Source organism: Psychrobacter sp. T6-4, assembly GCF_052258425.1.
Lineage (GTDB): Bacteria > Pseudomonadota > Gammaproteobacteria > Pseudomonadales > Moraxellaceae > Psychrobacter.
Window position 1 is genome coordinate 21,161 of sequence record NZ_JBQQEZ010000001.1, and the last position, 20,809, is coordinate 41,969.

20 protein-coding genes and 1 tRNA gene are annotated in these 20,809 nt (G+C 43.7%); 13 read left to right on the forward strand and 8 right to left on the reverse strand.

Annotated features, from left to right (window positions below; genetic code table 11):
* The first annotated feature begins 112 nt into the window (after window positions 1–112).
* From nqrM to ACTXGE_RS00110, 6 genes are all read left to right on the forward strand, one after another.
* Window positions 113–358, forward strand: a complete 246-nt coding sequence (gene nqrM, locus ACTXGE_RS00085) for a (Na+)-NQR maturation NqrM (protein ID WP_317200682.1) — start codon at window positions 113–115, stop codon at window positions 356–358.
* 440 nt (window positions 359–798) lie between these two features.
* Window positions 799–2,055: an MFS transporter gene (locus ACTXGE_RS00090; protein WP_443541316.1), complete on the forward strand. Its 1,257-nt coding sequence runs from the start codon at window positions 799–801 to the stop codon at window positions 2,053–2,055.
* A 39-nt stretch (window positions 2,056–2,094) separates the two neighbouring features.
* Entirely contained in the window at window positions 2,095–3,147 is a 1,053-nt protein-coding gene (locus tag ACTXGE_RS00095; RefSeq protein ID WP_443541315.1) for an alpha/beta hydrolase, read from the forward strand.
* A 182-nt stretch (window positions 3,148–3,329) separates the two neighbouring features.
* Window positions 3,330–4,055 (forward strand): arylesterase, encoded by a 726-nt coding sequence (locus ACTXGE_RS00100; RefSeq protein WP_443541314.1) that lies wholly within the window; start codon window positions 3,330–3,332, stop codon window positions 4,053–4,055.
* Window positions 4,056–4,117: 62 nt separating this feature from the next.
* Window positions 4,118–4,816 (forward strand): ABC transporter ATP-binding protein, encoded by a 699-nt coding sequence (locus ACTXGE_RS00105; RefSeq protein ID WP_443541313.1) that lies wholly within the window; start codon window positions 4,118–4,120, stop codon window positions 4,814–4,816.
* Window positions 4,809–7,436, forward strand: a complete 2,628-nt coding sequence (locus tag ACTXGE_RS00110; protein ID WP_443541312.1) for an ABC transporter permease — start codon at window positions 4,809–4,811, stop codon at window positions 7,434–7,436. Before ACTXGE_RS00105 ends, ACTXGE_RS00110 begins: the two co-directional genes overlap by 8 nt.
* A 123-nt stretch (window positions 7,437–7,559) precedes the next feature.
* Here ACTXGE_RS00110 and ACTXGE_RS00115 read toward each other — a convergent pair whose 3' ends face one another.
* The 3 genes from ACTXGE_RS00115 to drt2 are packed head-to-tail and all read right to left on the reverse strand — an operon-like array spanning window position 7,560 to window position 9,900.
* Window positions 7,560–8,084 carry an IS630 family transposase gene (locus ACTXGE_RS00115; RefSeq protein WP_443541311.1) on the reverse strand — a complete coding sequence of 175 codons (525 nt, stop codon included), beginning with the start codon at window positions 8,082–8,084 and terminating at the stop codon, window positions 7,560–7,562.
* 19 nt (window positions 8,085–8,103) lie between these two features.
* On the reverse strand, window positions 8,104–8,409 hold the full coding sequence (locus ACTXGE_RS00120; protein ID WP_201619236.1) for an IS630 transposase-related protein: 306 nt from the start codon (window positions 8,407–8,409) through the stop codon (window positions 8,104–8,106).
* Window positions 8,410–8,445: 36 nt separating this feature from the next.
* On the reverse strand, window positions 8,446–9,900 hold the full coding sequence (gene drt2 / locus ACTXGE_RS00125; protein ID WP_443541310.1) for an antiviral reverse transcriptase Drt2: 1,455 nt from the start codon (window positions 9,898–9,900) through the stop codon (window positions 8,446–8,448).
* Window positions 9,901–10,634: 734 nt separating this feature from the next.
* On the opposite strand from drt2, the gene ACTXGE_RS00130 reads away from it, so the two are divergent.
* Both ACTXGE_RS00130 and ACTXGE_RS00135 read left to right on the forward strand, forming a co-directional pair.
* Window positions 10,635–10,991, forward strand: a complete 357-nt coding sequence (locus tag ACTXGE_RS00130; protein ID WP_443541309.1) for a hypothetical protein — start codon at window positions 10,635–10,637, stop codon at window positions 10,989–10,991.
* A gap of 576 nt (window positions 10,992–11,567) precedes the next feature.
* A complete protein-coding gene (locus tag ACTXGE_RS00135) occupies window positions 11,568–12,887 on the forward strand; it encodes a valine--pyruvate transaminase (protein WP_443541308.1) in 1,320 nt (439 codons plus the stop codon).
* Window positions 12,888–12,964: 77 nt separating this feature from the next.
* On the opposite strand, the gene ACTXGE_RS00140 is transcribed toward ACTXGE_RS00135, so the two are convergent.
* The 5 genes from ACTXGE_RS00140 to hisB all read right to left on the reverse strand — a co-directional run bounded on the left by ACTXGE_RS00140 (window position 12,965) and on the right by hisB (window position 16,775).
* Window positions 12,965–13,903: a DJ-1/PfpI family protein gene (locus ACTXGE_RS00140; protein WP_443541307.1), complete on the reverse strand. Its 939-nt coding sequence runs from the start codon at window positions 13,901–13,903 to the stop codon at window positions 12,965–12,967.
* A 207-nt stretch (window positions 13,904–14,110) separates the two neighbouring features.
* On the reverse strand, window positions 14,111–14,953 hold the full coding sequence (locus ACTXGE_RS00145; protein WP_443541306.1) for a hypothetical protein: 843 nt from the start codon (window positions 14,951–14,953) through the stop codon (window positions 14,111–14,113).
* A gap of 67 nt (window positions 14,954–15,020) precedes the next feature.
* The gene (locus ACTXGE_RS00150) at window positions 15,021–15,398 is read right to left on the reverse strand and encodes a hypothetical protein (RefSeq protein ID WP_435949903.1); all 378 of its coding nucleotides are present in this window, start codon (window positions 15,396–15,398) and stop codon (window positions 15,021–15,023) included.
* Window positions 15,399–15,489: 91 nt separating this feature from the next.
* On the reverse strand, window positions 15,490–16,125 hold the full coding sequence (gene hisH, locus ACTXGE_RS00155) for an imidazole glycerol phosphate synthase subunit HisH (protein ID WP_443541305.1): 636 nt from the start codon (window positions 16,123–16,125) through the stop codon (window positions 15,490–15,492).
* Window positions 16,125–16,775, reverse strand: coding sequence for an imidazoleglycerol-phosphate dehydratase HisB (gene hisB / locus ACTXGE_RS00160; RefSeq protein WP_443541304.1), 651 nt, complete (start codon window positions 16,773–16,775; stop codon window positions 16,125–16,127). Before hisB ends, hisH begins: the two co-directional genes overlap by 1 nt.
* 200 nt (window positions 16,776–16,975) lie before the next feature.
* On the opposite strand from hisB, the gene ACTXGE_RS00165 reads away from it, so the two are divergent.
* The 5 genes from ACTXGE_RS00165 to ACTXGE_RS00185 all read left to right on the forward strand — a co-directional run bounded on the left by ACTXGE_RS00165 (window position 16,976) and on the right by ACTXGE_RS00185 (window position 20,788).
* Complete coding sequence (locus ACTXGE_RS00165; protein ID WP_443541303.1) at window positions 16,976–17,398, forward strand: hypothetical protein; 423 nt, start codon at window positions 16,976–16,978, stop codon at window positions 17,396–17,398.
* Window positions 17,399–17,514: 116 nt separating this feature from the next.
* Window positions 17,515–17,590, forward strand: a tRNA-Phe gene (locus ACTXGE_RS00170).
* Between the two features lie 179 nt (window positions 17,591–17,769).
* Window positions 17,770–18,270 carry a DUF4385 domain-containing protein gene (locus ACTXGE_RS00175; protein WP_435949907.1) on the forward strand — a complete coding sequence of 167 codons (501 nt, stop codon included), beginning with the start codon at window positions 17,770–17,772 and terminating at the stop codon, window positions 18,268–18,270.
* 86 nt (window positions 18,271–18,356) lie between these two features.
* Window positions 18,357–19,037, forward strand: a complete 681-nt coding sequence (locus tag ACTXGE_RS00180) for a phosphoglycolate phosphatase (protein WP_443541302.1) — start codon at window positions 18,357–18,359, stop codon at window positions 19,035–19,037.
* 50 nt (window positions 19,038–19,087) lie between these two features.
* Entirely contained in the window at window positions 19,088–20,788 is a 1,701-nt protein-coding gene (locus tag ACTXGE_RS00185) for a formate--tetrahydrofolate ligase (protein WP_443541301.1), read from the forward strand.
* Window positions 20,789–20,809 lie beyond the last annotated feature (21 nt).

A 20,809-nucleotide genomic window follows, 5' to 3' on the forward strand; every position in this document is an offset into this window, starting at 1 on the left:
TTAAGCTGTTGATAGTTTGACCTTTAACGAGACTAAATGTGCTAGAATAGAGCTATACATTCTAAGACCATCTATCACTATGGATGGTCTGATATGAGTCGAGGTCTCCTCCATGCTTAGTCAATTAATTCCAATGTTCGCCATTACCTTTACTGTATTCGTACTGTTTTTTGTCTTTATGGGTATCGGTTATATGTTCAAAAAACAACCGCTTAAAGGTTCTTGCGGCGGCGTCGCCAAATTAATGGGCGATGAGCAATGCTCATTTTGTGGTGATGATCCCAACAAATGTGATTCTATGATTGCAGAGCAACAAGCTACCTCGTTAAATGCAGCTAAGTTAGGCAAATCTGTTTAACCCTTAGCTTTGTGTAGCATCTAGCTTTTATAGCAATCCGCACTTAAACCCTTTAGTACTTAGTATAGCCTAGCTTAGACTAGTATAACTTAGCTTAGCACAACTTAGCTTAGCATAATTTGGCATAGTCAAACTCTGCGACTGCTCATCAGTCGCCTATGGCTCAGCAGTTACTTAACGCTGGTAGTACATAACCCCTCGTAGATATACAATGGTGCTGAGTGTTATCTTATACTCAGCACTATTGTAGATAACCTCCTATATTTCTTTGCGATAGCTTTACTCTATTACTCTTGCCCTCTTTAGGGTATAGAGTTTTTGTGGTTTATAGCGCATCTCATATATCGGCCACTTTATAGTGGAATTTTTTTGTTGTCGTTTAAAAAGTGCTCATTTGTTAGCCCTTTTGATGACTTACTTTTAATGGTAATCGGGTTGCTATGTCTACTTCACCTCACTCAGCGCTCAAATCAAACGCAGATGCCAAGCCATCATCTAAGCTGCCGTCATCAAAGTTTACCTTTTGGGTCGTGCTCTGCGCTATTATTTTACTGGCGACCAATATGCGCGCGCCTATCGTTGCCCTTGGCTCTATTGCACCCGTGGTGCAAGAGGCGCTAAATATCTCTGAAACCCAGATTGGTTGGCTTGGCGCGGTGCCTATGTTGGGCTTTGCTGTGGGTTCGTTTATCTCGCCTACTATCGGTAAACGCTTTGGGCTTGAGAATACGCTTATCGCTATGATTGCGTTGCTGACTTTGGGCATGGTGGTGCGCTCTATTATACTGACTTGGACTGGGTTTTTGAGCGGAACGATTATGCTCACTTTAGCGATCGGCTTTGCCAATACGCTTGCAGCTCCTGTCATTAAGCAGCGCACGCCTAATCATATTCCACTGATTACTGGACTCTTTAGTCTGACTATGACAGTCGTTGCAGGTATTGTCGCTGGTGTCGTTCTACCTTTATCTGAATATGTGGGTTGGCAATGGGCGCTAGGTGGCTGGGCAATTTTGGGTGTGTTGGCACTTGTCGTCTGGATATTTTTGCGCTTGCGCCTTGGCTCATCAACGAATTTGATAGCACCAATAGCGGCTCAAGGGACATCGCATATCGCGATATGGCGCAATGCTTTTGCTTGGCAGATCGCGGTATTTATGGGGCTGCAATCTTTGCTTTATTATACCGTCGCTAGCTTTTTGCCCTCAATCTGGGTGAGCAAAGGCTTAAGCGCGGTAAAAGCAGGACAGATGGGTTCGGTGTTTCAGTTTATGGCACCTATTGCGATTATCAGTTTGACGTGGCTGGTCAACCGTGGTCGCCCCATTCAAGCGTTGACGGTGCTAGCAGCAGTACTAAACGTGGTCGGCGTCTTGGGTATGAGCTACCTATCGGCAGATTTAGCATGGCTATGGTCGGGGATGATGGGCGCTGGCTGCTCGGCTATCTTTACCTTGAGTATGATGCTGTTCTCCTTGCGTACTTATACGCCTAATCAGGCGAGCGAGCTGTCTGGTATGGCGCAAACGGTCGGTTATTTGATTGCGTTTTTTGGTCCACTGGGCGCAGGCTGGCTCAATGAAGTCTCGGGAGATTGGAGTTTGCCGCTACTTCTGATATCGATCTTGATGATTATCAACGTCGTCGTGGCTTGGCTAATTAGTCGTCCTGTGATGATCGATGGGCGTGCGGCATAGTCGAATAGTTAACAATATTATCTATTAAAGGGAATTGATATGACTACTGTGAACAAAAAAACATCGGTAAATAATGCAATTGAGGCGGATTTACTACCCGCCGTTGCCAATTATTTAAAGGTACTTAACGAGCAAGTGCTACCTGCTTTTATCAAAACAGGTAGCGTACCTAATGCAATCAATGCACGAGATGGTCTGGCAAATTTGACTCATACCTTTGTGACCCAAGCAGTAGATATCCCATTGATAATTGACGACATTATTAAAGGTGATGGACTAGCTACAGATGCTGGTGACATGCCGACTTATGATATACCGGTACGGCTTTTTTATCCTAGCTTGCCCGCTGATACCAAACCAGCTGAGCCGACCAAACTACCTGTGATGCTGTACTTTCATGGTGGCGGTGGTACGGCAGGTAGCGTCTCTGTTTATCATCACATTTTATGTCGTTTGGCCAAATATACTGGGCACATTATTATCGCGCCAGAATATCGCTTAGCGCCAGAAAATCCTTATCCTGCCGCGCAAAACGACGCTTGTACTGTGCTGCTTGGACTCAATAAACTACTTGCTCGTCGTCAGATAATGACAGACAAGGTAGTGGTCGCAGGCGATAGTCATGGCGGCGCGCTAGTAACCAATCTATTACGTGATCCTAGGGTAAAAGCCTCGGGTATGATAGAGAAAATCAGCGCGCAGGTGCTGATGTACCCTAGCGTCGACTTTACAATGAGTAGCCCCTCTGTTGAAAAATATGCCAGTGGCTACTTGCTCAGCCGCGTACGTATCGACTGGTATTTTAACCAATACTTTCAGAACAATGAAGATACACAAGCTAAGTCCGCGCTATTTGCCAGTTTAGACGACCTCAAGGGTCAGCCGCCTGCGCTTATTATCAATGCAGCCATTGACCCTTTATATGATGAAGGCGTCGCTTATGCTGCCAAACTCAACCAAGCAGGCGTTGATGCGCAGCACATCACTTATGATAAGGTTATTCACGCTTACCTCAATATGGAAAACCTCAACCCTGATGTTTGCATGCAGACTTATAGGGCTATCAATGCGTTTTTAAACAGCAAAATTTAGACAAATATATGCTGATGACAAGGTTAAGAAACAACGCTCACCATTCCTAGACAAGCCGCTAGCCGCAAACTTGCTACTATAGTCAGTGCAAAGTAAAAGTCTAAATATAGTCCTACTACGGAACCCCTATGTTCTTATCTTTAAACTCTATATCAATTAAAACAGCGAGCTTAGCCGTATTAATGAGCCTGTCTCTGATCGCCTGTAGTCCCGCTAAGGATGAGCAAGCCACGGATGACGCTGTCGAAATTATAGCTCCAGTAGAAACTACCAATAGTGCTGAGTCTGTTTCACGTGAAACAGAGCAAAGCGATGTATCAATCGTAGAGCAGCCTATCACTATCCTAGCACTGGGCGACTCACTAACCGAAGGCTTGGGCGTTGAGCGTGACGGTAATTACCCCACGCAGTTAGAAGCCAAATTAAAAGAAATGGGCTACGTTAACGTCGATGTGGTCAACTCAGGATTAAGCGGCGAGACTAGTACTGGATTGGTGAATCGCTTGGACTGGGTGACGCAAACCGAGCCTGACATTACCATACTTACTATCGGTGCTAATGATGCGATACGCGGTCTCGATGTAGCAACGATTGAAGATAACATTCGTACGGCAGTTAAACATCTACAAGATAATGGTAGCGAAGTGATCTTAGGCGGTATGCAAATTTATGATAACTTGGGCAATGAATACGTACAGTCGTTCTCAGCTATTTATCCACGTATCGCTGAAGATATGAATGTGCCGATGATTCCTTTTTTCTTAGAGGGCGTGGGCGGCGACCCTGATTTGAATCAAGCGGATGCTATCCATCCTACCAGCGAGGGCTATACCATTATCGTTAATAATAATATTTTGCCTGTGCTAGAGCCGGAGCTTGAGAGCATAGTGGCAAGCGCGCGTAATTAAAAATGCTTGCCAGACTACGCTTCGCAAACCTATAGCCATAAAATGCCAATTGAGACTGTCCAATGACTGCTACACCTATAAGTAAAGCCCTACTCACCGCCACAAACCTTAACAAAACCGTACAAGTTGGCGAGCAATCGCTAGCGATTATTAAGGACGTCAGTATCCATGTCAATGCCGGCGAGTTTGTGGTGATTATGGGTAAGTCTGGCTCAGGTAAATCAACCTTGCTTGGTTTGCTAGCGGCGCTCGATTATCCCGATAGCGGCTCGGTTAAGCTTGGCGAGCAAACCTTAAGTGCGCTTGATGAAGATAAGCTCGCCGCTATTCGTCAGCGTGACATGGGCTTTGTGTTTCAGTCTTTTCATTTATTGCCGACATTGACCGTGGCAGAAAACATTGCTTTTCCACTCGATATTGCGCGGCGTCCCGATCAAGCGCGGGTTGATGAACTCATCGATGCGGTCGGACTTGGGCATCGGCGTGATAGCCTGCCTAATCAATTATCTGGCGGTGAACAACAGCGTACCGCCGTCGCCCGCGCTTTGGTGTCGCGTCCCAAAATCGTCTTTGCTGATGAGCCAACCGGTAATTTGGACGAGCAAAATGCCGACCAAGTTATGCAATTATTGCTCGATTTGCGGCAACAAACCGGTTCAGCGCTGGTGGTCGTGACTCATGACCCTGCGCTTGCTGAGATGGCGGATAGAGTGATTACTATGCATGATGGGGTGATAGACGGAACTTACGCCAATGGATAACGTCACCAAAAACAATCAAACTGGTCATCATGTCAGCGATAATGCAGACCCCACTAACAGCATAATAAGCCAGCTTTTTGCTTCCACCCTAGGCACTAAAGCCCTGACCCGTAGCTGGTGGCGACGCTGGGTGTATCCCGTTTTATTCTTAATCACTTTAACCCTATCGCTCGCCACTTACCTGACTTTGGATTCGATTCAGCAAGCGGTCAATACCTATATCACGGACAATCAGCGCGCGCTGGTCGGTGGTGATTTGGTGCTCGAGAGCAATCAAGAGTGGCCGGCGCAAGTGTTAGAGCAAGTACGCAGTTTGCCTGAGAGCCAAGTCGTCTATGACTATCAGTTTAGTTCTATGGCGGTGACTGAAGAGCAAACCTTATTGGTGCGTATAAAAGGCGTTACTCCTGCCTATCCTTTATATGGCGAGGCACAAACCGCCTCCGGTAAACCCTTATGGCAACAGCTAAGGCCAGACACTATCGTCATCGCGCCAGAGGTGTTACAAGGGTTAAATGCCAGCGTTGGCGACAGCGTTACTATTGGCGATGGACAATTTACCATCAGCGATGTGCTGACCAAAGAGCCAGATAGACCGCTTAGCGCCTTTGATTTTGGCGGCCATGTACTCATGCAAGAGGACGGCTTAGCGGCAACTAATCTGCTCGGTCAGCGTAGCCGCGTGCGTTACCGTATTGAGATAGCAGGCGACGAGGAAACCATAGCCGCACTAAATGAGCAATTAGAGCAAACTTTAACCAGCTACCCTAACATCAGGCTGTCCGATATCGATAGCGAAGATACGCAGGTCTCGCGCATCTCTGATAATGTGCTCATGTTTTTGAAATTACTGGTCATCGCGGTACTGCTACTATCCGCCGTTGCTATGTATGGCGTCATTACCGCCTTTGTCACCAAACAGCAAGCCAACAATGCCATCCGTATGGCGATGGGCGAACCTGCCCGTCAAATCAAAGCCAGCTATTATCGGCTATTATTGGGCACCTCCATCATTGCCAGTGTTGCTGCTGTCGTGGTCAGTCTTGGGCTATTAAAGATCGGTCAGCCTTATCTTACCGCTATTTTGCCCGAAGACCTTGGTTTAGCGATTAGTCCGCTTAGCATCATTAAAACGCTGATTATCGCTATCATATTGACCTTGGTGATTACCCAGCGCGGCCTTAATGAGCTGAGTACCACCAAACCCGCTACCCTGCTTAATCAAGGCGCTAGCCAACAATCGGGTAGACAACCTTGGTACAAACGCTTACCCCTACTCTGGTACGGGCTGATGTTTATCGGTCTGTATTTGTTCTTCACTTATGAAGTCGGCTCTTGGCGCTTATCAGCACAACTGCTTATCGGTTTGATTGGCTTTGTCGCTATCTTTTGGGCGCTAGCACGCGGTTGGCTGTGGCTGTTATCGCGGCTAGCTAAAAATAAAAATGTCAGCTGGATGCAGCGCATTGCTATTCATAATCTGGCGCGTAAAGGCAATCAATCGGCGCTATTTTTCGTCACGCTATCGCTATCGGTGGCGGTATTGACCCTGATTACTACTCTCAATCACAGTATCAACGCTCAGTTCGTCAACGCCTACCCTGAAGATGCGCCCAATATATTCTTGCTTGATGTGCAAAGCGAGCAGCACGACGAGATTAATAACATCATTGGCGCACCGGTCAGCTATTATCCGGTTATTCGCGCGCGTATCGTCACCGCGGGAGGCGTGGCGGCAGAAGATATCGATGCTGATGACGACTTCGATGAGCCGACGCGGGTGTTTAACTTAAGCTACGCCGACACGATTATGGACACCGAATACATCGTCGATGCGGTCACCAATGACGAGCTGTATAGCCCTATCGATGGTCAAGACCCACAAATCTCAAAACTACAACAAGTACAGCCGTTATCTATTTTAGATAGCGCCGCTGAGATGTTAAATGTCGGTATGGGCGATGAGGTGGTGTTTAATATTCAAGGCATTGAGATAACCGGAGAGATTACCAGTATTCGCTCGCGCTTCGAACGTGGCCCCAGCCCCTTCTTTTACTTTTTGTTCGAGCCTGAGCTATTAGCCGCCGCCCCGCAAATCCAATTTGCCACCGCGCATATTCCTGAAGACAGTATCGCTGAGGTGCAAGGTCAACTGGTACGCGAATTCCCTGCCGTTACTACAGTTGATGGTACGGCTATCGCTGAGCAAATCCAAGGGCTAGTGCAGCAGATGAGCCGCTTGGTCTATGTCTTCACCTTACTAGCACTACTGACTGGCATTATGGTACTGATTAGCTCGCTGCTGTCCACCTCACAAGACCGCATGCAAGAAAGCGCCTCATTCCGTCTGCTCGGTATGCAAAAGCGTGATTTATACCTGCTTAATATCTTGGAGATTGGTGTACTTGGCGTTAGCGCCGCGGTGTTTGCGATGACGATTGCCAGTGCTGGCTCGTGGTTTGCGATTACCCAGTGGTTTGATTTGCGCTTTAGCGTCCCGTGGGCGAACTTAGCTATTGGTAGCGGATTGCTGCTTGCCTTGCTGCTGGGTATTGCGATTATTTATGTGAGATTGGTGATTGGACGTGGGATTATGGCGCGGGTTCGGGCTATGGTTTGAGAAGCAAATTGAATACGCATAGTAAGGTTCGAGAGAATATGGAATAAAATATGTAGCTCAGTTAATCTATATTTTTCTTACTAAAACATTATATTTATTCGGATTTAATGATGAAATATATAGTCACTGCACTACAAAAGAGTTATGTTTTGGATGAATATCATAAAACAATTTAGATAAGTCATTTTCCATCCAGCCTTGGCGTAGAAACTTCACTTGAGCCCACTTCTTCTCGATAGGGTTCAGATCAGGGCTGTAGGGTGGTAGCCATAGAATACGATGGCCATGTCTATTCAATAGTTTTTGAATACGCTTATTTTTATGAAAGGCAGCGTTATCCATGACAATCACACATTTTTTCTTAAGCTTTGGTATCAGCGTGAACTTGCACCAGTGATAGAAAACCTCTTTATTGATGGTGGTCTTTAAGCAATCGAGTGCAAACAGCATTTTGCCATAGAGCGCACCAATGACATTGGTTCTATCTTTGGCTTGCCAGTTATAACGGTCAATGCAAGGGCTACCAATAGGTGCGTAACCATAACGGCGTATCGTCTCACTTTCAAAGCCACTCTCATCCATGTAGACAATAGCAACGCCCTGAGCGATGTAGTGGTTAAGCTTGGCCAGATAAGTCGCTCTTCTCACAGGACAGGCTTTGGGATGCTCAAGTGTCTTTTTTTTTGCTAATACCAATACGCTTTAAGGCTTTACTAATACCTGTTGGGCTACATCTGAAACGCTGGGCTCGCTCATAATGGTAATCGTCAGGGTAATCCTTAACATCTTGAGCTAAGGCTTCATCCTCTATTTTGTAGGGCTTGATGTCTCGAGTGGTTTTACTGTGGAGACGCTTTTTCCACTTCTGGATGGTCGTTGGACTGATATCATAGAAAACAGCAGCTTCAGCAAAGGTCATGCCCTCATCTAAGCTTTTCAGAACTTGTTTGCGATAGTCTAGGGAGTAAGTCATGGTCATTTATACTGATAATCGTTTAGTCGATTTATTTTATAACACTTTTATGGTCAGGTGACTATATGCTTCAGTATATGGTTGAAGCATAATATCAACTATTTTTCCTGTATTATTATTCAATAGGTAAGTTCTAGCAGTAAAATGGTTTTTAAAAAATTGATTCTGAAACTCAGTATCCCAGTAATATATTTGTTTATTCAAAAAACCATATATTGGTTTGATTTGCTTTTTTATTTTTTCTGATTGCATTATTAAAGATGAGTTCAAAGCATAACTGATATAATTTCTTTTACCAACATGAGTATACTGTTCATAAAGTTTTTTTCTATGAAGTGTATTCCTCGCTAAAGGTGATTTTGATTTTAGTCTTTTATTCCTAGTACGCGAGGCTAATTTAGTACTACCTCTTATCCTACTATAGCATTTTTGAATTCCAGCTGCTCTCAACAAGATATTTTTCCCATCAAAACAAAAACCTAAATACTGTAAGGGTTTGTTCTGATTGGTTATATAACCATTCTGAAAATGAAAAACTTCAGTTTTATCTTTGTTCAAAACCAAGTTTATATCTTCGATATAATGACTGATTTTATTTTTATAAAAATTTTCTTTACTGAAATCGATGTTAGGAAGGATAAATAAAATATCATCACAGTATCTATAATAATTACCATTTACACTATTAGCTAACTCATAAGCCTTCTTATCAAAATCTATCATATATATATTAGATATTAAAGCACTTATAGGAGAGCCTTGAGGTATACCCTTCGTACAATTTTTGGAGTCCTTGTTATTATTAATGAGGGGACGAATCTTTTTGCGATAAGTTTTACTATCACAAAAACGGTATAGATTTTTGGGTGTATGATAGCGAGAGATATTTAAAGCGTCATATATAGAACTCCGCTCAACTTCTGAATACTTAGTAATAGCCTTGAAAACTTTATAATGGTCTTTCGGTAGCTCATCCACACCAAGTATAGTTTTCCACTGTTTTTTTATTAAATTATGGTCTAAATGATCAAAGAAGCTCTTAATATCCATAGCTATTACTAAACAGCTTTCATACTTTTTGACTTCATCAAATACTTCTTTAGCGAAGTGAATATTGCTTTTTCCAAGCTTTCGAAAAGCAAATACTGAGTTGGAAAATACGCAACGCTTTAGATATATTTCATAGTCATCATTTAGTAAGTAAGCGTAATAACTATATATTGCCCTATCTCTATGAGCACAATAAGCTAGGGGTCTTTTTTTAGGCTTAAATTTTAGAGATCTTTTATTATCTGACCTTTCTAAAATGGGTACTCTAGTAACTCTTCTTAGCTTAAGAGTATAGGTAATAAAAGGATAAAAGCTATGGTCAGGTTTTTCTCTAAAGTGAAGAACATACTGTTCTGCTCTTTTTTCACCTATAGGAAAATCAAAATGTAGATAACGCTTTTCTTTGAACCAAGGATGATTAGACTTTTTCTTGTTTTTCATAATATTTGCACAATATAGTCTAAATTAATGGTTAGCATAACCGAGGAAGCATGGGACTTGGGTGATCCAGTATCTTCCTCGGAATATTAGAACTAACGCCTTATTTAATAACATATTAAGTTATTGTCGGACGCCATCAGATCTATAACATGTATAAACATCAACATTTATTAATAGACCCTGTGCTACAAACCATAGGTGGTATAATACTCATGTTACTTGGAGACATTAGTCTGACTTTCACAATCATATTTGAAGTACTAGCTCTGATGTTCACGATAGTTCATGGCATTTATTTAAATCAATGCCATGAACGCTGCTCAATAAGAACTAGTATTCTACATACACCCCTACTATCTAATTATAGTAGGCTATTGAAGCCTAACATATGTTAGTTAGAAAAGATACTATTTTGCAAAGTATAGAAACCAATAATTATATATAGCAAGCATTTTTAGTGCCTATAAATCTTATTCTACAACTAGCAATCAATAGCCGCCTCGTAACGCAGTTTAGCCCTGATTGCAGCGGTAGCTTGATGGGCTGTGGCACTTACAGCACCTTGCATAGGAGATCAAGGTTAAGAACGCTGTCCTCAGCCTCAACATCGCATAAACGATTATCGCCTGACAGAGTGTGTTCATATCTATTACTTGCCTAATTCGTCGCTACTTGGAACGCACTCTACTGTAATATATACATATAAAGTTAAAACTACAAAAAAAAGGTTGAGTATGAAACTGCTAATGAACGTACCAGAAGACCTGAGATTAAATGAGCTTATCAAGAGGGAGGATATACCTTGTTTTTGTAAGATTAACAATAAATTCATTTTGACTTTAGATTTTGATCCTTATGTATTAGAAGGTGAAATGGTAGATTGGGATGTCGAAAGACTGAATTTACTGTTCCCTAGCGGAGCTGGCGGCGAATATACTTATTACAATCACGCTATGATTTCTATAGAAAAGTGTGCAGAAAATCAGTATGAGGTAAGAAGTCTTAAGTTCTTCAAAGCTTATTTTGGTTGGATGCCTATAATTATAGATGGTGAATACGCTCCAAATCCAGATTATGATAAATTTTTTTAACTCATAACTATTCGTAAATTATGCCCAGTACACCGTTAAGAACGCTATTCTTAACTTTAAACCCGTGTTGATGATTACCCCTTGATAACATCTATCTAGGTTTATAGATTTTATAATTTATCGGTGCGCTGGGCGCACCCTACCGCTCAAATTCAAACTCAATTTAAAGTTTCGATTATCGTAATGAACCGGTAACCCTGCTGTAGCAAGGCGGTTTAGCCCTGATTGCAGCGGTAGCTTGGTGGGCTGGGACGCTTACAGCACCTTACACAGGAGTAGTGTCGAGGCAACAGCAATGCTGCTGTGCCTAGGTGCTGTGCGCCACAGACTGCCAACTACAAGCGTAAAGCAGGATTAGCTCCAAAACCCCAATCTCTAAAACCGCAAACCATAACGCTCGCTATTGATATAGAGGGTGTTTTTTGGTTTATTCGTGGGTTAAATATACGAAAGATAAACGGCGATCAGCGCTTGACAAGGCGCACATCAAAGCTGGCATTTGCTATACTAGCGCCACGCGAACCCGCACACTCACCTAATCAAACAGTCAGATACTGACAAGCGCACGGTAATCCTATGAAATTCTCTAAGTTTGGTCAAAAGTTTATTCAGCCTACGGGCATCTCGCAATTGATGGATGACTTGGGCGATGCGCTCAAAAGCGATAAGCCAGTCAACATGCTAGGCGGCGGTAATCCTGCCAAGATTGAGGCGGTGAATGAGCTGTTTTTACAGACTTACCGAGAGCTTGGCAATGATAACGATACAGGCGAAGCGAATAGCACCTCAATTATCAGCATGGCGAATTATTCTAATCCGCAGGGTGATGCCGCTTTTATTGAGGCTTTGGTCAGCTTTTTTAATCGTCATTATGACTGGAATTTGAGCGCAGAAAACATCGCTTTAACCAATGGTTCGCAAAATGCGTTTTTCTACTTGTTTAACCTATTTGGCGGTGCTTTTAAGGTTGATGATAATCAATCTGTCGATAAGTCTATTCTATTGCCGCTAACGCCTGAATATATTGGCTATAGCGATGTGCATGTCGAAGGTCAGCATTTTGCCGCAGTGTTGCCACATATCGATGAAGTGACGCATGATGGCGAGGACGGATTTTTTAAGTATCGAGTCGATTTTGAAGCGTTAGAGAACTTGCCCGCGCTCAAGGAAGGTCGTATTGGTGCGATTTGTTGTTCGCGTCCGACCAATCCGACAGGTAATGTTTTAACCGATGAAGAGATGGCGCATTTGGCGGAGATTGCCAAACGTTACGATGTACCGCTGATTATCGATAACGCTTATGGTATGCCCTTCCCTAATATTATTTACTCAGATGTACAATTAAGCTGGGATGTGAATACGATACTGTGTTTTAGCTTATCGAAGATTGGTCTGCCGGGGGTGCGTACGGGTATTATTGTCGCTGCTCCTGAAGTTATCGAAGCGGTCAGCGCGATGAATGCGGTAGTGAATCTTTCGCCGACGCGCTTTGGCGCATCTATTGCCACGCCGCTAGTTGAAAATGACACTATTAAAGACTTATCTGATAACGAGATTAAACCCTTTTATCAGCAGCAAGCGAAAACCGCAGTTGCGTTACTTAAAAAGGAGCTGGGCGACTATCCGCTATCGATTCATAAGCCTGAGGGCGCGATATTTTTATGGTTATGGTTTAAGGATTTGCCGATTAGTACCTCTGAGCTGTATGAGACTTTGAAAGAAAAAGGTACGCTTATCGTGCCGAGTGAGTACTTCTTCCCTGGTGTTGATATTAGCGACTATAAGCACGCGCATGAGTGTATTCGTATGAGTATTGCCGCCGATGAGCAGACTTTGATTGATGGCATTGCGGTGATTGGTGAGGTGGTGCGTGGGTTATATGATAAGGCTAAGTAAAACCCTTTACTCTTAAAAACAAAAAACGGACTAATGATTAGTCCGTTTTTTTAGGCGACAAGTTTATCAAAACCTTTTTAACTAAACTCTTTTAGCAAAGCTTTAGCACTCATTTTACCAAAGTCATTCGCCGCTAGAGGCCCGTCACCTGAGATCAACTTTCTATCTTGATGCGTCTGTCCAGATGCCAGTTTATTATCGATAGTAACGCCTAAATCTTCTAACTTCTCCGCAAAATACCACGGCATTGGTCCAGGTAGATAACCGATCTTAGGCATTTGCTTGTCCATGGCCGTAGGGAATGCCACCATTTTATAACCTTTAAAGATAAAGTCGCGCTTAGCGTTATCGCTATCGTCTTGCTTGAAGCTATCAGGACTTTCTAAATTAGCTGCCAATAAAGCCGCAGGCCCATGACAAATCGCTAAGGTGAATAGATCATTTTTATGACCCCAGCGCAGTAACTCACCAAGATCATAATCTTCGGGTAAGCCTAGCATCGCCCCATGACCACCGGGGATAAAGATTGCCACATATTCATCGCTATCTGCCATATCATTTTTGACGAAGTCAGCGATACTTTTTGGCTTATTCAGCTTGGACTCGTACTCAGCGTAAATCTCTTTAACGTCTTTGTCATCCTCTGGCATAGCCCACTGCTCAACTTTGACAGGCTTCCCCGTTGGGGTAAACACGTCTACTTCAAAGCCTGCCTTTTTAAAGTGCAATAAAGGTACCATCATCTCAACGGGATGATTACCTGTGTCAAACTTATTGCCGTTCTCCATGGTCATATACTGCTGCTCGGTACAGATCATCATAATTTTCTTATTGCCCGTATAGCGATTATCATACTCGGTATGATCGTAGTTGGTTTTGTTCGGTGCGGCTATCTTTAGCGAGGACTTAGAAGGGATATAAGCGCCTGACTCAGTCTCTTGCGGCTCTAAAACCAAGGTGTCTTTGGCCTTATCTAAAGTATCTTTGGCTTTGTCTACTAGGTTTTGGATATTCATAGTGGTTCCTTTTTAATAGGTTTTTATTATTGATAGTTATGGATAGCCAAATTAATAAACTTGATAGGCATATCGATTTGGCTATTGTCTAAGGGTAAAATAACAAACTAAGGGGGCGTTAAGTAGAAGAGAGTTTTTATGTTTCGTAAGCTTTGTAAGGGGTCGGTTGTTAAGTTGCAAGAATTATCTATGTAACAACTAACCACTCTATAAATCAACTTTTATCCTAATATACTGCATCTGTGCATTGACGCGACCGCCGATCTGCATGGCACTAGCGCTATGAGTCACCGCTAAATACAGATAGCCATCTCTCGCCCAAAATATGTCAGCAGGATCAGTGATAGGCATCCAATTTTTAAAGCCTGCGCTCATAACAGGGATGATCTCTCTGCCTTTAACTTTATAGAGTCCGAGATCGGTATGACCCTCATATGGGTTGGCGTAAGCTGAGATGATATAGCGTTTATTTGGCGACAGATAAGGATAAGCTGAAAACTCTTGAGTTAAGAACCCTTCAACTTGATCAAACATTTGATAGTTCTGACTCTCCCAACGCAGTACTTCAACCAGATGCTGATCTAAGGCATCTATTTGGCCGATATAGCGATAAGTTTCGCCATCATCGTCACTATCGATATCTACTAGTTTCAAAGAATCCTTAACCAATTGAATAGTTATTATGCCATTACGTTTTTTGATGGCGTTTTTATGTGATAAATAATCGACAGCGAGCACACGTTTTTTCTCAAAAAAGGCTTTATCTATTAATTCAATTTTAAGATAGTCATTGAGTACTTTGCCAGCTGGAAAAAATTGATCTTTTTTGCCTACTGACAAATGCGTTATTCGATTTAACTCATTAGTATCAAGTAATTTGACAGGTGCAGGTGTTACGCGGGCTAATGGTTTTTCAATAGAGGGGTTTGTCGATTCAATGACATTCTGAACAGCCATTGCCGAATGATGGCTGCCAAAGCTAAGCAGCAAAGCGGTCAATGTAGAAAGGAGTCTAGCAGCGTAAGGTTTAAACTTGCTGGAGATAAACATAGTAATAGCGCCTCTTTCAGGTTTTTGAAAGAACACCCTTACTTTAGCTTATTTTTAGGGCGGTAAGTTAAGATCTTTGTCTCAACATTTTAACTTGCGGGTTTGAAGGGTGGAATATAGTCGTCCATAGAGTCAAAGTATAAAGCACGAAGGGTAGCAAGCAAGTATTGATAAGGTCATGAATACTGGCCTTTATATCTGAGCCTTCTAAAGCCATTAGACCTTTTGGCGCTATGATGTGTTTATTGTCAAAGTACTCACCTAGTAAGGCAATGCCGATGGCGACTAGCAAAGCAAAAGTTGAGCGGATGGCTTGCTTTTTGATAATAGGACGTAGGATAAACAGGCAGAGCAGGTAGACGCCGACGCCAACGTAGATATGTAAGGCATCTTTGGCAAGACCTGTCACTTCAATGACGCTTAGTTTAAAAGTAGTAAAGTCCACTTATTTATCTCAAATGTTAGTTATAGATAATAAAAAAGGTGAGTTACGCCTATGATAACTCACCTTACTGCCAAATTTAACTTTTACCTAACTACACGTCCCACTCGACAAAATTCTTGAGTAGTTGCAAGCCTGCGGTATGGCTTTTCTCAGGATGAAACTGAGTGGCAAATAGATTGTCTTTGATAATACTGGCACAAAACGGCTGTCCGTAATCGCAAATGGCGGCAATTTGGGACTCATCGTTAGGAGCGCAGTAATAACTGTGCACAAAATAAAAGTGCTGATTGTTCTCTATGCCCTTCCACAAAGGATGGCTCTCATCCATATCAGTAATCGTATTCCAGCCCATGTGCGGCACTTTAATCGTCGCGCCCTGCTCGTCTATCCACGTTGGGTCAAAGGCTTCTACGTTGCCGTCTAGGATACCCAAACAAGCGGTGCCACCGTTTTCACTAGATTCTGCAAACAGCGCTTGCATACCGACGCAAATCGACATGACGGGCTTATTAAAGATAGCGTCACGTACGACATCATCAATGCCAGCATCACGCATACCGATCATACAGTCGCGCATCGCACCAACACCGGGGAAGACGATTTTATCAGCAGCTGCGACGACTTTGGGGTCGTTGGTGATGGACACATCGCTGCCGACATTGGTGAGTGCCTTGCTGACCGAATGCAAGTTACCCATACCGTAATCTAAGAGTGCTATTTTGGTCATTAAAACGCCTCTTTGGTCGATGGTAGCGTATTAAGCGCGCGCTCATCATACTCACAGGCCATACGCAGCGCGCGAGCAAAGGCTTTAAAGGTCGACTCGATTTGGTGATGGCTGTTTTTACCTTTAAGATTATCCAAATGCACCGTCATCCATGAGTGATTGACGAAGCCGTAAAAGAATTCGCTAAATAGATCGACATCAAAAGTACCGACGTGCGAGCGAGTAAAAGGGATGTCCATATGTAAGCCAGGACGACCTGAGAGATCGACGACGGCGCGCGTTAACGCTTCATCAAGCGGCGCATAAAAGTGCCCATAACGACGGATGCCTTTTTTATCACCGAGCGCTTTATTAAAGGCTTGACCCAAGGTAATGCCTGTATCTTCCACACTATGATGGTCGTCGATAAAGGTATCGCCGACGCATTTGATGTCTAAATCAAAGAGACCATGACGCTTGATCTGATTAATCATGTGATCCAAAAACGGCACGCCGGTATCGACCACCCCTTGACCCGTGCCATCAAGATTGACGGTACAAGTGATTTGCGTCTCAGCAGTGTTACGTTCGACGGTGGCGGTGCGCGCTGGGCGACCATATTGATTTAGAGCTGAGTTTTGCTGTTGATTTTGGTTGGCATCAGTAGACATGACGGTTCTCTGTATATAAAGATAAAAAATTCTGATAGGTTTGACGAGAAGTATATTAGGTATCGCTATCATAGCAAAACGGCACCATAACGGCTATGGCGCGTGCGTAAAGCTCACATCATTATGCTAAAATAGTGTGTTTAGTATTATCAATTTACTTATTTTAATCATTATAAAAGTACTCTTTGTAGGATTCGACCATGCCATTAGAAGCTATTGCTATTAACGATCTAGATGCGCCGCTCATTAAAAAACCTGCGCGCGACAATGAGCTTGCTGAGCGCTTGCAAGCTCTCTACGATAACGATGATACCCAGCCAAGTGGCGCTGAGGTCTTAAGTCTTATTGAGCAAGGTTTTAAGCGTGGTCAGTACCTGTATGTCGGTATGTTCAATGACAAGCCTATCGCTGCGGTTGGCTGTTTTGATGATGGGCAGACCGACGCCAAACGCTTGCAATACTTGACGGTGCACGAACAAAACAAGGGGCGCGCGATAGACGCTAAATTCATCAAATTGGTTTATGACGCTGAGGTCAAAAAAGGTGTGCGCCAGTTCGTCCCTGTCGATAGCGATATCCATCACATTATGAGCGATTATGAGCTGCTACGTGTCAAAGAGTGATCTGATATCTATGTTTGCCTATATTACTTCTGTATTTATTTATATTATAGTAGAAAAGCTAAAAATGACTTGACACTAGCGCCTATATTTAGTTTAATAGCGACCTCAACGAAGACGGCTCGATAGCTCAGTAGGTAGAGCAACGGATTGAAAATCCGTGTGTCGGCAGTTCGATCCTGCCTCGAGCCACCATTTCGTTGACCTAATTTAGCTGTTAATTAAGCAGCCAAAACCCTCAAGCTATATAGTTTGAGGGTTTTTTTATGACTAAAGATCAGGCAAGCACATACTCATTCATAACACTTTTATGCTACTTTTCATCATGTTTTGCTCAGTATACTGGGTAGCACTAACAGAAGCGGGTGAAGGTAATGAGAGAATTTGATTACGATTTGGATTATAAGAATCTAGATCTGCGCGCGCAGCCTGAACTATACCGAGTGGGGCGCGGTGAGCAAGGCGTGTTACTCGTTGAGCCATATAAGTCTGAGATTCTGCCGCATTGGCGCTTTGCGACGCCTGATATTGCTCGTGAGAGTAGTGAAAAAATCTATCAGATGTTTTTGGACTATTTAGCAGACGATGACTTCGTTGGTGCCGATATGGCACGCAAATTTATTCAGATGGGCTACACCCGCGCGCGTCGCTACGCCAATCATAAGGGCGGTAAAAAGTACAAAGGCCCTGTACCTGATGATAAAAAAGGTCAAAGCGGTGCGCATGGTCGCGAGGAATTACCACGGCAAATCGAAGACCCCGTTAAGGCAGAATCAGCGCAAATATTTAAAGCCAAATGGGATGAGTGCCGCGCAAATGAAGACTATCTACGGATGAAAAAGGAGCATCGCGAGCGCTACAAAGAAGTAGAATAATGGCTTAGTTTGAGTGCTAACTTTAACCCTTAAAACTATCGGTTTAGCCTAGTATTTTTAATACAAACATAATAATGAGTACATCTATGCAAGATAAAAAACTGTTGATATTTGATTTTGATGGTACGTTGATCGACAGCGTTCCTGATCTGGCTGACGCAATCAATACGATGCTGACAACGCTTGGCAAACCTACCTACTCGCTCGATACGATAAAAGAGTGGGTCGGTAATGGCTCGCGCCTGCTGGTTGAGCGTGCTCTGGTTGGACAGACACAAGTACCTGATGGCGCATTGACACCATCCGAGGCAGATCATGCAGAGCAGATATTTTTGGAGGCTTATAACAACATAGAAACCAGTAAAACCGTCGCTTATCCTGATGTCGATAAGGGTCTACATCAATTAAAACAAGCGGGCTACACGTTAGCGCTCGTGACTAACAAACCCATACGCTTTGTACCCAAAATACTTGAGAGCTTTGGTTGGACGCCGCTGTTCTCAAGCGTGCTTGGCGGCGATAGCTTACCAGTTAAAAAGCCTGACCCAACCCCGCTGCTTCATACCTACCAGACTCTTGGATTTACGCCCATGCAAGCGGTTATGATTGGCGACTCTGTCAATGATATGCTCGCTGGTAAAAGCGCTGGTATGGATACCCTAGCGCTATCTTACGGCTATAATTACGGTCAAGATATTCGAGATAGTCGACCTAGCGCCGCCTTTGACAACTTTGCAGATTTGCTTGATTACGTTTTGAATCAGTAACCTTTAAACAGCGACTCACCGCCTATTATAAATAAAAGAGAATTGCCTGTATGAGCGTCCCTAATGATATTGCTATTGCCCAGCAAGCAATCTTGCAACCTATCAATACTATTGCGCAAAAGCTAGGCATAGATGCAGACCATATCGAGCCCTACGGACATTACAAGGCCAAAATAGACCCCGCCGACGTATTTGCAGTACCTGCGACCAAGCGTAGCAAGTTGATCTTAGTCACCGCCATTAACCCCACCCCTGCTGGTGAAGGCAAGACCACGGTCACTATTGGTCTGGCTGACGCGCTCAATCGCATCCATCAGCAGCAGCGCTCAGGTAAAAAAACGGTTGTCGCTATTCGTGAACCCTCCTTAGGCCCAGTATTTGGTATCAAAGGCGGCGCCGCTGGCGGTGGATACGCGCAGGTGTTGCCGATGGAAGATATCAACCTGCATTTTACAGGTGACTTTCATGCAATTGGTGCGGCCAATAATTTGCTAGCCGCGCTGATTGATAACCATATTTATCAAGGTAATGCACTGGGTATCGATCCCAAACAAATCTTTTGGCGGCGTGCGGTCGATATGAATGATCGTCAGCTGCGCAATATTATCAGCGGTATCGGCAAGACGACTGATGGCATCATGCGTGAAGATGGCTTTGATATCACTGTTGCCTCTGAGGTCATGGCGATATTATGTCTGGCAACCGATTTAAACGATTTAAAGCAGCGCTTGGGTAATATTTTGGTTGCCTTTAATAAAGACAAACAGCCAGTCTACGCTCGTGATCTAAACGCTCACGGCGCTATGGCAGTTTTATTAAAAGAGGCCATCAAACCCAACCTCGTCCAAACGATCGAGGGCACACCTGCTTTCGTCCACGGTGGTCCCTTTGCCAATATCGCCCACGGCTGCAGTTCAGTGATTGCCACTCGCGTCGCTATGCATTTAGCAGATTACACCCTTACCGAAGCAGGCTTTGGTGCTGATCTTGGCGCGCAAAAGTTCTGCGATATCAAATGCCGCTTGTCAGGGCTCATCCCAGATGCAGCGGTTATTGTCGCGACTATCCGCGCGCTTAAATATAATGGCGGTGTTACCAAAAACGAGCTGACAGCTGAGAACCTGCCTGTCCTTGAGGAAGGGCTGCCTAATCTTATGAAGCATATCGATAATATGCAAAACGTCTATGGTCTACCTGTCGTTGTCGCCATCAACCATTTTGTCAGTGATACGGATGCTGAGATTGAACTAGTACGGCGAGCCTGTCAGGCAAAAGGCGTTAAAGTGGCGCTCACGCAAGTATGGGAAAAAGGTGGCGCAGGCGGCGAGACACTAGCGAATACTCTGCTCGATATGCTGCATGACGATAAACCCAGCACCTTTCAGTTAGCTTATGATAGTGACAAACCTATTGCTTATAAAATACGCGCGATTGCTCAGCGTATCTACGGCGCAGATGACATCGATATCAGCAGCCTTGCGCAGTCCAAAATCGCGCGACTAGAGGCACTTAATCTCGATAAGATACCTGTTTGTATTGCTAAGACGCAGTATTCTCTAAGCGATGACGCTAAACTATTAGGACGACCAACCGGCTTTACTATCCATGTGCGCGATATCAGCATCTCAAGTGGTGCAGGGTTTATCGTGGTGATTTGTGGCCCTATTATGAAAATGCCAGGATTACCAAAACAGCCCTCAGCTGAGCGTATTGACTTAGATGATGCTGGCAATATCATCGGGCTGTTTTGATTTAATTCATCAAGGTCAAAA

Coding starts and splice junctions, on each gene's coding strand:
- ACTXGE_RS00130 (WP_443541309.1), top strand. CDS start 10,635: ATGAAACTGCTAATGAACGTACCAGAAGACCTGAGATTAAATGAGCTT.
- ACTXGE_RS00110 (WP_443541312.1), top strand. CDS start 4,809: ATGGATAACGTCACCAAAAACAATCAAACTGGTCATCATGTCAGCGAT.
- hisB (WP_443541304.1), bottom strand. CDS start 16,775: ATGTCTACTGATGCCAACCAAAATCAACAGCAAAACTCAGCTCTAAAT.
- hisH (WP_443541305.1), bottom strand. CDS start 16,125: ATGACCAAAATAGCACTCTTAGATTACGGTATGGGTAACTTGCATTCG.
- drt2 (WP_443541310.1), bottom strand. CDS start 9,900: ATGAAAAACAAGAAAAAGTCTAATCATCCTTGGTTCAAAGAAAAGCGT.
- nqrM (WP_317200682.1), top strand. CDS start 113: ATGCTTAGTCAATTAATTCCAATGTTCGCCATTACCTTTACTGTATTC.
- ACTXGE_RS00185 (WP_443541301.1), top strand. CDS start 19,088: ATGAGCGTCCCTAATGATATTGCTATTGCCCAGCAAGCAATCTTGCAA.
- ACTXGE_RS00095 (WP_443541315.1), top strand. CDS start 2,095: ATGACTACTGTGAACAAAAAAACATCGGTAAATAATGCAATTGAGGCG.
- ACTXGE_RS00090 (WP_443541316.1), top strand. CDS start 799: ATGTCTACTTCACCTCACTCAGCGCTCAAATCAAACGCAGATGCCAAG.
- ACTXGE_RS00165 (WP_443541303.1), top strand. CDS start 16,976: ATGCCATTAGAAGCTATTGCTATTAACGATCTAGATGCGCCGCTCATT.
- ACTXGE_RS00180 (WP_443541302.1), top strand. CDS start 18,357: ATGCAAGATAAAAAACTGTTGATATTTGATTTTGATGGTACGTTGATC.
- ACTXGE_RS00175 (WP_435949907.1), top strand. CDS start 17,770: ATGAGAGAATTTGATTACGATTTGGATTATAAGAATCTAGATCTGCGC.
- ACTXGE_RS00120 (WP_201619236.1), bottom strand. CDS start 8,409: ATGACTTACTCCCTAGACTATCGCAAACAAGTTCTGAAAAGCTTAGAT.
- ACTXGE_RS00145 (WP_443541306.1), bottom strand. CDS start 14,953: ATGTTTATCTCCAGCAAGTTTAAACCTTACGCTGCTAGACTCCTTTCT.
- ACTXGE_RS00105 (WP_443541313.1), top strand. CDS start 4,118: ATGACTGCTACACCTATAAGTAAAGCCCTACTCACCGCCACAAACCTT.
- ACTXGE_RS00135 (WP_443541308.1), top strand. CDS start 11,568: ATGAAATTCTCTAAGTTTGGTCAAAAGTTTATTCAGCCTACGGGCATC.
- ACTXGE_RS00140 (WP_443541307.1), bottom strand. CDS start 13,903: ATGAATATCCAAAACCTAGTAGACAAAGCCAAAGATACTTTAGATAAG.
- ACTXGE_RS00100 (WP_443541314.1), top strand. CDS start 3,330: ATGAGCCTGTCTCTGATCGCCTGTAGTCCCGCTAAGGATGAGCAAGCC.